Origin of the sequence: Sphingomonas sp. Ant H11 (genome assembly GCF_000797515.1) — a bacterium.
Lineage (GTDB): Bacteria > Pseudomonadota > Alphaproteobacteria > Sphingomonadales > Sphingomonadaceae > Sphingomonas.
This window is the reverse complement of sequence record NZ_JSBN01000142.1, coordinates 1-13,899: the sequence shown is the minus strand read 5'-3', so window position 1 is coordinate 13,899 and position 13,899 is coordinate 1. Positions and strand designations below refer to the sequence as shown.

The 13,899-nt window shown below is 62.8% G+C and carries 14 protein-coding genes and 3 pseudogenes; 14 read left to right on the top strand and 3 right to left on the bottom strand.

Translation table 11 applies throughout. The annotated features are described in order from the left end of the window. The 8 genes and pseudogenes from NW75_RS25390 to NW75_RS19555 all read left to right on the top strand — a co-directional run. Window positions 1-486, top strand: a pseudogene (locus tag NW75_RS25390) (MFS transporter); the annotation flags it as partial. A 243-nt stretch (window positions 487-729) separates the two neighbouring features. Next, a complete protein-coding gene (locus NW75_RS19580; RefSeq protein ID WP_081988841.1) occupies window positions 730-1,884 on the top strand; it encodes a type IV secretion system protein in 1,155 nt (384 codons plus the stop codon). Next, a complete protein-coding gene (locus NW75_RS19575) occupies window positions 1,841-2,878 on the top strand; it encodes a virB8 family protein (RefSeq protein ID WP_231565341.1) in 1,038 nt (345 codons plus the stop codon). The genes NW75_RS19580 and NW75_RS19575 overlap by 44 nt, the downstream gene beginning before the upstream one ends. A gap of 1 nt (window position 2,879) precedes the next feature. Then, complete coding sequence (locus NW75_RS19570) at window positions 2,880-3,887, top strand: TrbG/VirB9 family P-type conjugative transfer protein (RefSeq protein WP_052192522.1); 1,008 nt, start codon at window positions 2,880-2,882, stop codon at window positions 3,885-3,887. Window positions 3,888-3,980: 93 nt separating this feature from the next. Next, complete coding sequence (locus tag NW75_RS19565) at window positions 3,981-4,967, top strand: TrbI/VirB10 family protein (protein ID WP_231565339.1); 987 nt, start codon at window positions 3,981-3,983, stop codon at window positions 4,965-4,967. Further along, the gene (locus tag NW75_RS26965; protein ID WP_231565338.1) at window positions 4,951-5,172 is read left to right on the top strand and encodes a TrbI/VirB10 family protein; all 222 of its coding nucleotides are present in this window, start codon (window positions 4,951-4,953) and stop codon (window positions 5,170-5,172) included. The genes NW75_RS19565 and NW75_RS26965 overlap by 17 nt, the downstream gene beginning before the upstream one ends. Window positions 5,173-5,176: 4 nt before the next feature. Beyond that, window positions 5,177-6,199 (top strand): P-type DNA transfer ATPase VirB11, encoded by a 1,023-nt coding sequence (gene virB11, locus NW75_RS19560; protein WP_033967017.1) that lies wholly within the window; start codon window positions 5,177-5,179, stop codon window positions 6,197-6,199. A gap of 15 nt (window positions 6,200-6,214) precedes the next feature. Next, window positions 6,215-8,011 (top strand): type IV secretory system conjugative DNA transfer family protein, encoded by a 1,797-nt coding sequence (locus tag NW75_RS19555; protein ID WP_231565337.1) that lies wholly within the window; start codon window positions 6,215-6,217, stop codon window positions 8,009-8,011. Between the two features lie 137 nt (window positions 8,012-8,148). On the opposite strand, the gene NW75_RS19550 is transcribed toward NW75_RS19555, so the two are convergent. Together NW75_RS19550 and NW75_RS19545 are read right to left on the bottom strand one after the other, a co-directional pair. After that, on the bottom strand, window positions 8,149-9,207 hold the full coding sequence (locus NW75_RS19550) for a Fic family protein (RefSeq protein WP_033967016.1): 1,059 nt from the start codon (window positions 9,205-9,207) through the stop codon (window positions 8,149-8,151). After that, window positions 9,204-9,428: an antitoxin VbhA family protein gene (locus NW75_RS19545; RefSeq protein WP_033967015.1), complete on the bottom strand. Its 225-nt coding sequence runs from the start codon at window positions 9,426-9,428 to the stop codon at window positions 9,204-9,206. The genes NW75_RS19550 and NW75_RS19545 overlap by 4 nt, the downstream gene beginning before the upstream one ends. Before the next feature lie 364 nt (window positions 9,429-9,792). On the opposite strand from NW75_RS19545, the gene NW75_RS24710 reads away from it, so the two are divergent. Next, entirely contained in the window at window positions 9,793-10,062 is a 270-nt protein-coding gene (locus tag NW75_RS24710; protein ID WP_156143081.1) for a hypothetical protein, read from the top strand. Between the two features lie 72 nt (window positions 10,063-10,134). Here NW75_RS24710 and NW75_RS19540 read toward each other — a convergent pair whose 3' ends face one another. Then, window positions 10,135-10,404, bottom strand: a complete 270-nt coding sequence (locus NW75_RS19540; RefSeq protein ID WP_033967013.1) for a metal-sensing transcriptional repressor — start codon at window positions 10,402-10,404, stop codon at window positions 10,135-10,137. 87 nt (window positions 10,405-10,491) lie between these two features. Between NW75_RS19540 and NW75_RS19535 the strand changes: the two genes are divergently transcribed. The 5 genes and pseudogenes from NW75_RS19535 to NW75_RS23200 form a co-directional block, all read left to right on the top strand. After that, window positions 10,492-11,829 carry an MFS transporter gene (locus NW75_RS19535; RefSeq protein WP_033967011.1) on the top strand — a complete coding sequence of 446 codons (1,338 nt, stop codon included), beginning with the start codon at window positions 10,492-10,494 and terminating at the stop codon, window positions 11,827-11,829. Window positions 11,830-11,897: 68 nt separating this feature from the next. Next, entirely contained in the window at window positions 11,898-12,212 is a 315-nt protein-coding gene (locus NW75_RS19530; protein WP_033967010.1) for a hypothetical protein, read from the top strand. Between the two features lie 88 nt (window positions 12,213-12,300). Further along, a pseudogene (locus NW75_RS27965) lies at window positions 12,301-12,852 on the top strand (TolC family protein); the annotation flags it as partial. An 89-nt stretch (window positions 12,853-12,941) separates the two neighbouring features. After that, window positions 12,942-13,529: a TolC family protein gene (locus tag NW75_RS27960; protein WP_331386195.1), complete on the top strand. Its 588-nt coding sequence runs from the start codon at window positions 12,942-12,944 to the stop codon at window positions 13,527-13,529. Next, window positions 13,526-13,899, top strand: a pseudogene (locus NW75_RS23200) (efflux RND transporter periplasmic adaptor subunit); the annotation flags it as partial. The gene NW75_RS27960 and the pseudogene NW75_RS23200, both read left to right, overlap by 4 nt.

The window sequence follows — 13,899 nt, the reverse complement described above, 5'->3', positions numbered from 1 at the left end:
TATGTGTTTCTCGTAACCAACGTTCTCAGCCGAGGTCCGTTCGCATACGGGGCGTTCATTGCCGTCTGGGCAGGAGCCTATCTCATCTCTGCATGGGCCGCGGGTGGCTATGTCGAACGTAACGCCCGCTGGACGGCCCTTGTCGGACTGGGAAGCATCGCGGCTTCATTTCTGGCAATAGGTCTGACCGGTGCGCTCGCCCCATCGCTTCCCCTGGCGGTCGTCGCCATGGCGTTCCTCATCGGCGGTGCGGGCAATGCCATCTACAACGTATCGGTTCGCACGATCCTACATACCACTGTGAGGCCCGAGCTCCACGGCCGCGCCGCCGCGCTTTATGGTGCTGGAACCCGCATCAGCGAGGGTAGCGGGTTTGCAATTGGCGGCCTGCTTGGACCAGCGCGTGTCCTCATCGCATACATCCTGTCGGGTGTCGTCGCACTGGTGGCGGCCGGAGGGGGAAGCATTGGCCACCGCAGCCGCTGAGGCTGGACGTGATGCTTAGCGTACGTTTTTGGGCCTTTTCTCACCGGTCCCCTCTTACGGCTGAGCAAAAGGCCCGCTTCTGTTCGACGACCCAAGAGGCAAGCGTCTCGGTCGCCGAAGCAGCGGCAGCGAAGAGCGCGAGTGACTTCTACGACACCAATACCAAGAGGAAGTAGGCACAGCCGACTGCCTCCTGACGCTTTCTAAGGTCTAGCAAAGATGCCCGCCGCCCCAGTCAACATCATGACGCTGTTCACGACGATGTACTCGTATGTTGAAACGGCTATCGCGACGTCTGTTGCATCGTTCGGGTCCGGACTGGTCGCCTTCGTTGCGGCACCTCTTGCGCTTGCAGCGACGATCTACTTCCTGTTGCTGGGCTTTGCGGTCCTAAGGGGCGCTATCCAGGCGCCCCTTAGAGAGCTTGTTTTCCAAGCGGGAAAGGTCGGGTTCGCTCTCGCTGCGGCGAGTGCTGTCGGCTATTCGGCGTTCGTCGTGAACGTTGTCACGAACCTGCCGACCGAGATCATCGCGGCAGGATCGGGTACGCCGGTGACGAACCCCGGCACTACCTTCGACACCTATGTTTCCGATACCAGCAAACTAGCATCGAGGATGAGTGCGGCAAACGCGAAGGTCCAGTTGATGCCGTCGCAAGGGCTGACGGACGTTCGAACCCCGCTCATTCAGCTTCGCTGCTGGGTCATCACTTATCTGTGTATCGGCATTCTATACGTGTTCGCCTTCCTATCGGCGTCGATCGGATTTTGCATCGTCATCTTCGCTAAGCTGTCGGTGGCGATCTGCGTTGCGCTCGCTCCTCTGGCTTTAGCCTGTCTGCTATTCAATTCGTCACGGTGGTTGTTCGATGGTTGGCTGAAGCAAACCGCCAACTTCATCCTCCTGATGGTCGTGATGGCGATCATGACGAAATTCATAACCGGACTTCAAGAAGCGGCGATGGATGGCATAATGGGCTCGGTAGGGGACGGGTCGGGCTTCGTGACCATCGAGGGCACGTATGTCACCCTCACCGCCGACTTGATGCTCGCCGCGACGCTTGCGTGCAGCGCGATCTACATCGTCGGTTCGATCTTCTTCTTCCAATCACCAGCGATCGCCGCCGGCATCGCGGGCGGTGCGTCCTCGGGGGGCCATGGCTTCCTGATGACCGGCGCAAATATGCTGACGAACCGCCTCATGTTCCGCCGGGCCACCCAGGCGAACCGTCCGGCTGCTGCCTCAACAGCAACCGGGGGGTTCGGCCCGCCGCGCCTCTTAAGGCGCGGGGCGAGCCCGCATTTTTTTGAACCCATCCAATCGCCATCGCGCGCCAGATACGAACGGAGACCACATGACCAGGCTGATCATCGTAGCGTTAGGTGCGCTGGCACTTAGCGGCTGCGCCGGGAGTCACATCAAGCCGGCCGCAGTCTGTGACGGCAAGCACCGTCGTCCGGCCAACCTATACGGCTCGATCCTGCCCAGCCTGCCGGTGCCGCTGCCTGCATCGCAGCAAGGAGCGGGTCAGTCGATGGTTGCACCGCCTTCAGGCGGAACCGGGCCGGCTCCTGTGCCCGCCCCCGCCCCGGACGCGGGTGCAGCAACTCAAGCTCCTATCGGGCCGGGCGCGATGAATAATTCCCGGTCGGCGCCACGCTATCCCAACGGGATCGCGCGCTCTCCTACTCCTCCTGCTGAAGGGATCGCCGTCATGGGCGCGGTTAAGGCCGAAGATAAAGATAAATACTTCGAGACGTCGAGGACGTGGGAGTACGACCGGATGCGTGCCGCGATCCAGTCGCGCCGCCTCGCTTGGGGTGTTGCAACGGGTGCTTGCGCACTAGCGGTGGTTTCTGTCGGTGCGGTTGCGATGCTCGCCCCGCTCAAGACGGTGCAGCCTTACGTTATCAAGGTCGATCGCTCTTCCGGCGAGACCCAAATCGTGACGGCGCTCAAGGGTCCGCAGCAGCGAACCTATGAGGAAGCGGTGAACCGCTACTTCATCTCGCAGTATGTCCGGCTTCGCGAGGGCTGGCTGAACAATGCCGCTCGCGAGAATGCATACGCCGTCATGCTGATGAGCGAGCAGGCGGAAGGCGCGCGTTACTTGAACGGCGTAGAGTCAAACAACAAGAACGCGCCGTCAAATATCTATGGCGAGCGAGGCTTTGTCTCCATCTCGATCCGGACGATCAGCTTCCTAAGCCCGACCGTGGCACAAGTCCGTTTCACGAAAATCATTACGTTCGGCCAGAACGCACCGGTCGCACAAAACTGGAACGCGATCTTGACCTTCAAATTCACCACGGCGCCGGAAAGCGAGAAGGATCGGAATATCAATCCGCTCGGCTTCCAAGTCGTCAATTATCGCTCGGACCCGGAGGCGTGACATGAGCAATTCATCGAACACCTCGAACGACGCCGAACGGGTGGTCGTCCCCTTCATGCCCAAGCTCCGCAAAAAGCTGGGCGCACGACTGTCTCCGCCGAAGACGGAGCTGGTTGTAACGGATGCCGGTTCGAAAAGCCGGTTCTGGCGCGGCGTTGGCGCAGTGTGGCATCGTCTGATCGCCTTTTCGGTCGTGGGTGCGGCGACGCTGACGATCTACCCGCATCCGGCTTACGCGTCTGATACGCCCCGCCCTGGGGCTAAGGACGCTCGAGTCCGCAACATCAATTATGACCCGGATCAGGTGGTTACGATTGTCGGCAGCTTTCGCCACGCAATCGAGATACAGTTCGGCCCAGGCGAGACGATAACGCAAGCGGCCTTGGGTGACACGGTCTCGTGGCAGATCGCACCTGTCGCCAATATCCTGTTCCTCAAACCTCGCGAGAAGGCGGCCGGAACGAACCTCATCGTCGTGACCAACGCTGGAGGAACGCCGCGTACTTACCACTTCAATCTGTCACTCGCACCGGGTCAGCAGATGTACGGGGTGCGGTTCCACTACCCACGCGAAGAGCGGGCAATGGCGACGTTGCAGGCGCAGGTTGCCCAGGCTCAGGCGGCTAAGGCTATCGAGACGAACATCGCGCAGACGGCGCTCGATCACGCCGTGATCGAGGGCGCGCGGAACATGAAGTACACGGTGCAGGGGGACTCCTCGCTGCAGCCATCAGAAATCTCCGACAACGGCGAGTTCACGGTGCTGCGTTACCCAGGGCACGCCGACATTCCGTCGATCTTCGCGGTTGATGTCGACGGGACCGAGACGATCGTCCCCTACGACGTTCGCGAGGACTTCGTAGTGATCCACGCCGTTTACCGGCAGATCCGCTTGCGGCGCGGCACCTCGGTGCTGTGCATCTACAATGAAGCGCCGATGCGCAACGATCGCGGCGATCGGACGGGCACTGTCTCGAACGTCGTCGAGCGCAAAGTGAAGGGGCAGTAACATGGTCGGCAATGTCATTGACCGGGGCGGCGAGGTTGCTGTCGATACCGTTCCCCCGAGCGAGCAGGACACCCCTGTCGCGCGGAGCGGGGGTTGGGGAAACATCGCCTTTATCGCGCCGGCATAGGTCTTCTGGGTGCGCTGGGTGGCATCGCGATAGGATACGGAGCGTTCCACCGCACAGCCGTCACGACCACAGCCGCGCAGCCGGCGAAGGCGAGCGAGCGCTCCGTTGAGGACGTGATGAACTCGCCTAATGCGCAGCGTGCAGCCCTTGCGGGTCAGCTCGGCCAAACCGGTGCGCCTGCTACAGACGTTTTCGGCCGCCCGATAGCTGGCGCGCCGGGACAGACGACTGTGGATGCGAACGGCAATACCGTCGTAGCGCCACAGGGCACGGCCGTTGCGTCAAACGGCAATCCAACTCCCGAGCAACGGCGCGCCGAGCAAGCTCGAGCGATGGCCGACGCCGCACGGCGATCGCCCATCATGGCGTTCGGCAGCACGTCTTCTGCCACCGCAGTGGGTGAAGCCCAGCCACAGCAAGGCGGTCAGGAAGTAGCGGAGGCTGGTCAATCTGCCGTTCGACGGCAGGGCGTCGGGGCGAGCGGGTTTGGCGATCCGAACGACGATGCGCCGGCAGCAGCGGGCAAAGGCCCCTCTGATTTCAGCGATCAGCTCGGCCACTCCGCGATTCAAACCGTTCGCGCTACGACAGTAGGGGATCGCAATCTCCTGTTGAGCGCCGGCACGGTTATCCCCTGCACACTGCAGACGGCCATCAACTCGACGCAGGCCGGGTTCGTCTCCTGCGTCATCAATCACGACGTCTATTCTGAGAACGGGCGCATCGTGCTCCTCGACAAGGGCACGAAGGTTCTTGGTCAGTATTCTGGCGGCATCACGCAGGGGCAAGCCCGCTTGTTCGTCGTCTGGACGCGAGCGCTTACCCCGCGGGGCGTGGCGATCGATCTCGGTTCGCCTGCTGCGGATAGTCTCGGCCGCGCCGGTTTGCCGGGAGGTGTGGACACGCAATTTTTGGGCGCGGTTCGGTCTTGGGCTGGTGATCTCGGTACTTGAAGACGCATCCAACATCGCGGGGCGGGCGCTGGCGGGTAATGGAAGCAATACCACTCAGGTTCCCAGCACCACTGGCCAGACCGTGCTATCCCAGACGATGCAGATCCGGCCCATCCTGAAGAAGAACCAGGGGGATACCGCCGCTATCTTCGTCGCGAAGGATTTCGATTTCGGCTCCGTCTACGAAGTCGGGCTGAGGCGTTGAGCGTATGGCGTCGAACGTAAGTTCTGCCATCTACGAGCACAACGCAGAGCCGATACAGAGGCATCTCTCCCGGCCGGATGTGACTGAGTTGGTCATCAACCGACCTGGTGTGATCGGCTTGGAAACACGCAATGGTTGGGAGTGGCATGAGGAGCCGGCGTTGGACAACGCCGCCCTCATGACTCTAGCCAAGCTCATCGCTGGTTTGACGAAGCAGGATATCAACTCGGAATATCCGGTCTGTTCGTCTGTTCTCCCGGGTGGTGAACGTGCTCAGGTCGTTGTCCCACCGGCTGTCGAGCAGGGGTTCATCTCGATCACCATCCGCAAAGCGTCGGGGGTGACGATGGACATCGACGACTTCGACCGGGAAGGACTTTTCAGCGAGGTCCGGGCCAAGGGGCTGCATGGCGAGGTTGACGACGAGCTTGAACGGCTGCGCGACGCTGGCGAATGGAAGACCTTCTTTCGGCGAGCGGTAGAGAACCGCAAAAACATTCTGATCTCCGGTGCCACGGGCTCGGGTAAGACCAGTTTTTCAAAAGGTCTTATCAAGCTTATCCCCGAATATGAGCGTATCCTGACGATTGAGGACACGCGCGAATTGGTCGTACCGCATCCGAACCGCGTGCACATGATGTATGCCAAAGACGGCAAGGGACTGCAGAAGGCCGGCGCACAGGAGTTGCTGGAGTCGGCACTGCGTATGCGGCCGGACCGCATCCTCCTTCAGGAGCTGCGCGACGGAACAGCCTTTTATTACCTCCGCAACGTGAACAGCGGGCATCCCGGCTCGATCACGACGATCCACGCAAATACGCCTGAAGGCGCGTTCGAGCAGCTCACGCTGCTAGTGAAGCAGTCGGAGGGCGGCAGCGATCTTGATCGTGACGATGTACGCGCCCTCCTACGATCGCTCGTTGATATCGTTGTTCAGATGCATCGCATCCCGCCCGGCGAAGGTAAGCCGGCGCGGTATCGGATGACTGGAGTTTGGTTCGATCCCGCGAGCAAAGCTCGCGACTGAGAAAGGCACCGAAACGTGAGCGGCAAATGGGTTCGCAGCAGCGAAGGGTCGCAGCCAGGCGCGATCGTCTTCCTCGCAATCATCGGTTTGGCGGTAAGTGCGGCGATTGGGGCGCTCGTGGTTCTTTGGGCCTCTCACCTTCTCAACATCCACACGCCATGGCGCAAGGTGCCGGGCGCGTTGTGGGCGATGAAGGGGTATCCGATCGTCTATAAGCCCTTCCTGATCGGCTTCGGGATCGGGCTGGTGCTGACGGCCATCACAATCGTTTCTACACTCTTCACGCGTCAGAAACTTCATGGCGAGGCACGTTGGGCTCGCATCGGCGAGATCAAGAAGGGTAAGCTTCTCGCGCCAGGTGGCATCGTCCTCGGCAAGTTCGGGAGCAAGGTGATGCGGTTTGGCGGGCCGGAGCATGTCATGCTCGAGGCCCCCACCCGCGCCGGCAAGGGCGTGGGCGTCATCATCCCCAATTTGCTCGATTGGCCGGACTCGCTGGTCGTCCTCGACATCAAACAGGAGAATTACGACAACACCGCCGGCTACCGGATGAGTGCGCTCCGGCAGGAGGTGCTCCTGTTCAACCCGCTCGATCCCAGCGGCCGAACGGTCCGGTGGAATCCGTTGAGCTACATCAACCGGCGCGATCCCGTGGAGGTCATCAACGAGCTCCAGAAGATCGCGGCGATGCTCTACCCCGATCCGCTGACTGGTGATCCCTTCTGGGCAGCCGGAGCACGAACCGCTTTCCTCGGCATCACAGCGTATATTGCTGCGACGGTCGACGACGGCGAGGACGCACTGCCGTTCACCCTCGGCGAGGTCTATCGACAATTCGCTGGCGGGGACGCTCAAAAGCGCTTTCCGAAGATCATTGCGGCCCGGCAGAAGGCGGGCAAGCCGCTGTCCACAGGCTGCGTCTCCGCGATCCTCGACTACACCACCTCGTCTGCAAACACCTTTACCGGGATACGGCAGTCCGTCACGTCGAAGATCAATGGTTGGCTCAACCCCTATGTCGATGCCGCAACATCCGAGAGCGACTTCGACCTGAGCGAGTTCCGCGACAAGCGGATCTCGCTTTATCTAGGCGTGTCGCCCGACGATCTTGACCGCGTTGCGGCGATCTACGGTCTGCTATTTCAGCAATTGATCGATCGGAATGTCCGCGAGTTGCCCAAGGGCGACAAGCACCAGGTAAAGGTCCTGCTGGCACTCGACGAGTTCGCGAGCCTTGGAAAATGCACGGTGTTGGCCAACGCCTTCAGCTATGTCGCGGGCTACGGCTTGCGGATGCTGCCGGCGTTCCAGTCGATGGAACAGATCCAAGGTGTCTACGGAGACAAGGTTGCCGCCGACATCGAGCGCAACTGCGCCGTGCGGCTCGTCCTGCGGCCTGCGGGCCTCGCCGAGGCAAAGAAGATTTCTGACCAGCTCGGTAGCTACACCTTCCGTGCGCGGTCACGCTCGATGGGTACTTGGGGCGGTGGTGGTGGATCAACGTCTGATTCCGACCAGCGCCGGCCGCTCATGCTCCCCCAGGAAGTCGAGCTTCTGCCTGAAAATGACCTGATCGTTTTTCGACGCGGGATGTACGCGACCTATGGAAAGAAGGTCCGTTACTATGCCGAGAAGAAGCTTATCGAGCGTACCAAGATGCCGGCGCCGCAGATGCCTCAGATCCGGCCGGATCCGGCCGTTGCCGCGAACAGCCTGAGGGTGATCGAGGCAACGCAGGCAGAGCCTGCACCTCCCGCGACGCCGCGGCCGGAGCCGGTAACGGCGCTGTGGCCCCCATTTCAACTCGTTTGAATCAAGCGGCGCTTGAGGCGGCTCTTGCGGTGCCTCCAAAACAGCGCGTGGCGAAGCTGTTCGAGCATGTCGTAATAGTTCGAGACAAGGCCGCGTAACGGCCAGGAAACGTGACGCGTTGCGCTCGCCGATCATCGTCAGCGTTCGCGGTCCCCGCGATCGATCTCACGGATGGGGGGATTGACCGTCGGCGTCGGAGCCGACCGCTGGCGAGACAGCTCCAGGTTGATGCCGTCGGCGATCGCCGTTAGCCGATCTAACGCCGGCGCCCCCGGATCGTGTCGGATGGTGACAGCGCCGGAAGTTACGCCGGCGAGGCGGTCGGTGAGCGCACTCGCTGAGCCATCGCGAACAACCCAGTCTCGCATGTTTGTCGCACGGTCCAATTCGGAGGCCGGCTCGGTCTTCCGAAGGACAGCCAATCGTGTCTCTTCGACCGTGCGCTCCGCCTGGTTGCGCGCGACCGGCGCTACGACTGCGATTTCGCGAGCGACGTCGACGAGCGGGAGGCGACGGTCGACCGGTTGTTGGTCACGGCCGCGCTCAAGCGAACGGCGCACGATCTCGTCGAGGGGGTCGGCGAGCTTATAGCGCTCGACCTGGTTCGCGAGCTTGTATTTCACCTCGTAGTCGCGGCGGTCGACGGCCGCGTTAGCGTCGGCCATGGTGATGCCCGGGTTCCGCAACTGAATCACCGCCATGTCCCTGGCGATATACAGCGCGTCGCGCGATTGGGCGGTGACGTTCGTCGTCCCCCAATCGAGCTGATGACCATTTTCTCTGGCGAGCTGTTCGGTGAAGGTACGCAGCGTGCGACTGTTCCCCTCGCGGAATGGATGGAGGTAGTCGAGACGCGCGTAGGTCTGTGCGACTGCCTCGGACATATCGAGCAGGTCGTAACCGCGGAGTGCCTTTCCACCCTGCAAGGCCTCGAGCGTTGGACCAAGGCTGCGGTCGATTTCAGGTCTCAAGGCATAGGGCACGAGGATGCGATCGGCAGATGCCTCAAGCTCCCGGTTTTTGAAATGACCCGGAGCGTCTGGGCGAAATTCGCCGGGGTGATGCTCGGGAAGATCCTGGAAGATCCGACGATGCACCTCCTGGAGATGGGCTACGTCGAATTGCCCTTGAACCGGATCGCGCTGAAGCTCTCGAACCCGAGCAAAGGTAAGGGCGGCTTCGCGTTGGCTAATCAAGCCGAGCGAACGGTTTCAGATGCAAGGATGGCTGCGGTCAGCTCGTCGCTGCTGAGCTCGCCGGCGACGTATCGGTCGTTGAGTTGCTCGATTTCGTCGGAGAGAATGCCGCCCTCGTAGCGGATGCTTCCCCTCGCGAAATTGACCTCAGCTAGACGACGTGCGCGCTCCCCCTCGCTGATCGCTGGGACAGGTGACGTGAAGGGCGTTGCGACGTTCATCAAGCGATCCTTTCAAGCCATCAGCATACCATAAACTCACGTAGAACGCTAAAATTCCCGTGATCCATTGAAGCAGCAGAGCGGCCGACCGATGGTCGGTGTTGGTCGTGGCGGCGCTAATCGCGTCGCGGATCGAGGGGGGTGCCACCCCCCTCTGGGCAAGGGCTAGACCGTCTCCGCGCAAGCGCTGCGCTTGGCGATCGAGGGGGTTTCCCCAACCTTCCCGACGCTACGCTTTGGTGCAGGCTGGGTGATACCCCTCCCCCTCGATCGGCCCAGATTTGCCCATTCACCCCCCGCTCTCGGCGAGGGCCAGAAGTCGATGTGCGCATCGCCTTCGGCTCTATTCGAGAAAGAAAACACTATGGAAACAGCTCGCTGCCCTTCGGGACTTCCCGGTCATGGGTACTCAATGCAGGCGGCTGCACTTGCTAGTGCGCTTGTGGAGCGGGAACACGCCCAGATTTATCGAAGCCGCATCCGAGATTGGCTCGATCAATTTGAAGACCCGCAAAGCCTCCCCTTTGAGCCTATGGATGCTGGTCGAGTGTTTGCCGAGTTCCTAACAAACTTGGTGAGAGTGGGCGCCGGGTTACAAGCCAATGATATTCAATCGATTTATCAAGATCTATAATATTATAAATTATATCTTTAGCTTAGAGCTAATGTAATTGTGGAAAAGTTAGTTCCCCACGTCTTGGCAAAATTACCAGTACTTTGAAATTTGTCTAAACTGCTCAATTGCCTGCTGAGGACCTTCACCCTCTTCAGCATGAACGAGGCAATGGTCGATATGATCGTTGATGAGTGCCCTCTTGGCGCTCGCAATCGCGTTTTCGACCGCTTGGAGCTGTTGCGCGATATCAACGCAGGCACGCTCGCCTTCGATCATGCCGACGATGCTGCGGAGGTGCCCCGCCGCGCGGTTCAGCCGCTTGATAATCGCCGGATGGGTGGCGTGGATGTGGTGAGCCATCCCGCCAATGTAGGATACTTGCCGGGATATTGTCGAGTATCCCCACGGGGGGATAGACTGGAACCCCCTAGGGGGATATGGAGGCGTATGCTCAGCGTCCTCGCCAACCGGACCTACCGCCATCTGTTCCTGGCACAGGTCATCGCCCTGATCGGCACCGGCCTCGCGACGGTCGCGCTCGGCCTGCTCGCCTACGACATCGCGGGCGGTGACGCCGGCGCGGTCCTTGGCACCGCGCTTGCGATCAAGATGGCGGCCTATATCGGCGTCGCGCCGATCGCCGGCGCCTTCGCCAACCGCGTGCCCCGGCGGGCGTTGCTCGTCAGCATGGACGCCGTTCGCGCGGTGGTCGCCATCTGCCTGCCGTTCGTGAATCAGGTGTGGGAGGTCTATGTCCTGATCTTCGTCCTGCAATCGGCATCGGCCGCGTTCACACCGACCTTCCAGGCGACGATCCCCGACGTGCTGCCGGAGGAGCGCGACTACACCCGCGCGCTGTCGCTTTCGCGGCTCGCCTACGACATGGAAAGCCTGACCAGCCCGATCCTCGCGGCCGGGCTGCTGACGCTGGTCAGCTACCATTGGCTGTTCTCCGGCACTGCGGTCGGCTTCGTCGCGTCGGCGCTGTTGGTCGTGTCTACCGTGCTGCCGAAGGCCAAGCCCGTCGAGGACCAAGGCGGCATCTACGATAAGACGACGCGGGGCATTCGCATCTACCTCAAGACGCCGCGCCTGCGCGGCCTGCTCGCGCTGACCCTCAGCGCCGCGGCGGCGAGCGCTATGGTCATCGTCAACACCGTCGTCATCGTGAAGGGGATGGGGCTCAGCCAGCGCGACGTCGCATTTACGCTCGCCGCCTTCGGAGGCGGCTCGATTACCGCGGCGCTGACCTTGCCGCGCGTCCTCGACCGGGTGGCCGACCGCACCGTGATGATGATCGGCGCGGCGATCCTCACCATCGCGCTCGCGGTCCTCGCCGGTGTCTCCGCCTCGATGACGCCCGGGCCAGCCTATTGGCACGCCATCCTCGCCGGATGGCTGGTGATGGGTATCGCCTATTCCTCGAACGTCACCCCCTCGGGGCGACTGCTGCGTCGCTCGGCGAATGCGGATGACCGGCCCGCGCTATTTGCGGCGCAGTTCGCCTTGAGCCACGTCTGCTGGCTGATCTGCTACCCGCTGGTCGGGCAGCTTGGCGCGCGCGTCTCGATGACCGCCGCCTTCACCGGCATGGCGATCCTCTCCGCGATCGGCGTCGTGTTGGCGCTTCTGCTATGGCCGGCGTCCGATCCGGACGTGATCGTCCACGAGCATGGCGACCTCGCCGCGGACGATCCTCATCATCTTGCCCACGCGGCGGGCGAACACGCTTACGTCATTGATCGCAAGCATCCTGAGTGGCCGAAGCAAGAGCCCAAATCGTGAAATGCTTGTCGCGGTCGGGTGCCTCGCTTACCGACAGGACTATGGTGATCCGTCGATCCCGATCAGCGATGTTCGGCGCCGTTCTGGCGTTCCTAGCTCTGTTCGGGCTCTTCGCGGTGTCCGGGTGGCACAATGCGATGGTTCACGACGACGATCCCATCCATGCCGTTTCGATCGAACACAGTCACGGATCGTCGTCACAGACCGATCCCGATGCGCCTGTCCACGTCCTCGCCCATGCGACGGGCCAGTGGATCGGGTTCGCCGATCCGTTCATGCCGGTTGCGCCGCTGTTTGCGGATCAGCGGGTGTGGGTGGTCGACGTGGCACCCTGGCTGCATGGGATCGCGCCTGCCGAACTGCTGAGACCTCCGCGCGGCTGAGCCCCACCGGCGCCGCGTCCGGCGTCGATCGGCTTATCCCCCGGAGGAACAGATATCATGAACGGTAAGTCTCGCCGGCAGCGCGCCTATGCGCTGGCCGGCACGCTCGCGGCGCTGTTGCCCGCGGGCGCGGCATGGTCGCAGACCGCGCCGTCCTTCGCGCAACTCTATGACCAGACGCGAAGCACGCCCCGCACGCTCGCGCTCGACGCCGACGTGGCACGAGCCCGGGGGGCTGGCCGAGCAGGCGCGCGCGCGTCCCAATCCATCGGTCAACGTCTATGCCGAGAACTTCGCCGGCGACCTGACCCGCAATGCTCGCAACCAGGAGCAGATCACCGGCCAGCTCGACATCCCGATCGAGCTGGGTGGCAAGCGTTCGGCACGTATCTCGGCCGGGGAGGCCGGGATCGTCGCGGCGCAGGCGCGGAACCGCGACGGCCGGCTTCTCTACGCGACCGAGTTGGCGCGTGCCTATGCCGGTGCCGAGATCGCGAGCCGTCGCATCGAGCTTGCCGAGGACGAGGTGGAGGAAGCCACCGCTGACCTCAAGGCGGCGCGCGCGTTGGTGGGGGCCGGCAAGGAAGCCCGGCTGCGCCAAGTCCAAGCCGAGACCGAGTTGAACACGCTCGAAGCGGACCTCGAAACCACCCGCGCGCAGAAGGTCGCGGCGCTCGCCCGCCTGTCGGCGCTGGCGGGTTCGCCAGTGCCCTATACCGGTGTGTCGGAATCGCTGCTCGACCGGATGAACGCCAGGCCCGCGTCGGGGCCGATCGATCCGATGCAGGCGACGATGGTCAAGGTCGCCGAAGCGGAGCGCGAAGCGGCTGCGCGACAGGTGACGGTCCAGCAGCGTCTCGCCATCCCCAACTTGACCGCGCAGATCGCGTCCGCCAACTCCGCGTCGCCAGCGGGCCGGCGATCGTCGCCGGGATCGGCATCCCGCTTCCCCTGTTCGACCGCAACCGTGGTAACATCGCCGCTGCCCAGGCCGAACTGCAAGGGGCACAGGCACGTGAAGCAGCGGCCCGTCTCGACGCCGAAGCAGGCAGCCGGGCGGCACTGGCGCTTGTGGAGGCCGCCGATCGCAAGGCGGAAGCGGCGCAGCGCACGATGGCGACTGCCGAGGAAGGTTATCGCCTTGCGCGCATCGCCTACCAGGCCGGCAAGTCACCGCTGATCGAACTGCTCGCTGCCCGCCACAATCTCGGCGTTGCCCGGGGCGTCATCCTCGATGCCGCCATCGCTCGCCTCGACGCTCGCGCCAATCTCGCCCGTCTGCAGGGCCTCACCATCACCGGAGAAGCGGTCCAATGACCGACAGGAATCGTCTTTATACCGGGGCCGCGATCGGCCTCGTCGCCGCGGCCGGGATTGGCTTCGGTGCCGCCCGCCTCACCCAGGCTCCCACTCCCGCGCCCACGCCGACGCAGACCGCCGCGCCCAAGGCGCCGTCTGATGCGCTCGCGATCAGCCCCCAGGCCATCGCCACGTCGCAGATCACCGTCGCACCGGCCGCGAGTGGCGAGCTGGACGCCGCGGTCCTCGCATCCGCGACCGTCGAGGCCACGCCCGACGCCGAGGCGGTTTTGACCGCGCGCGCGCCCGGCACGGTCAGCCGCATCATGGTGCGGATCGGCGATCCGGTCCGCACCGGGCAGACGCTCGCGCTCGTCGAGAGCCGTGA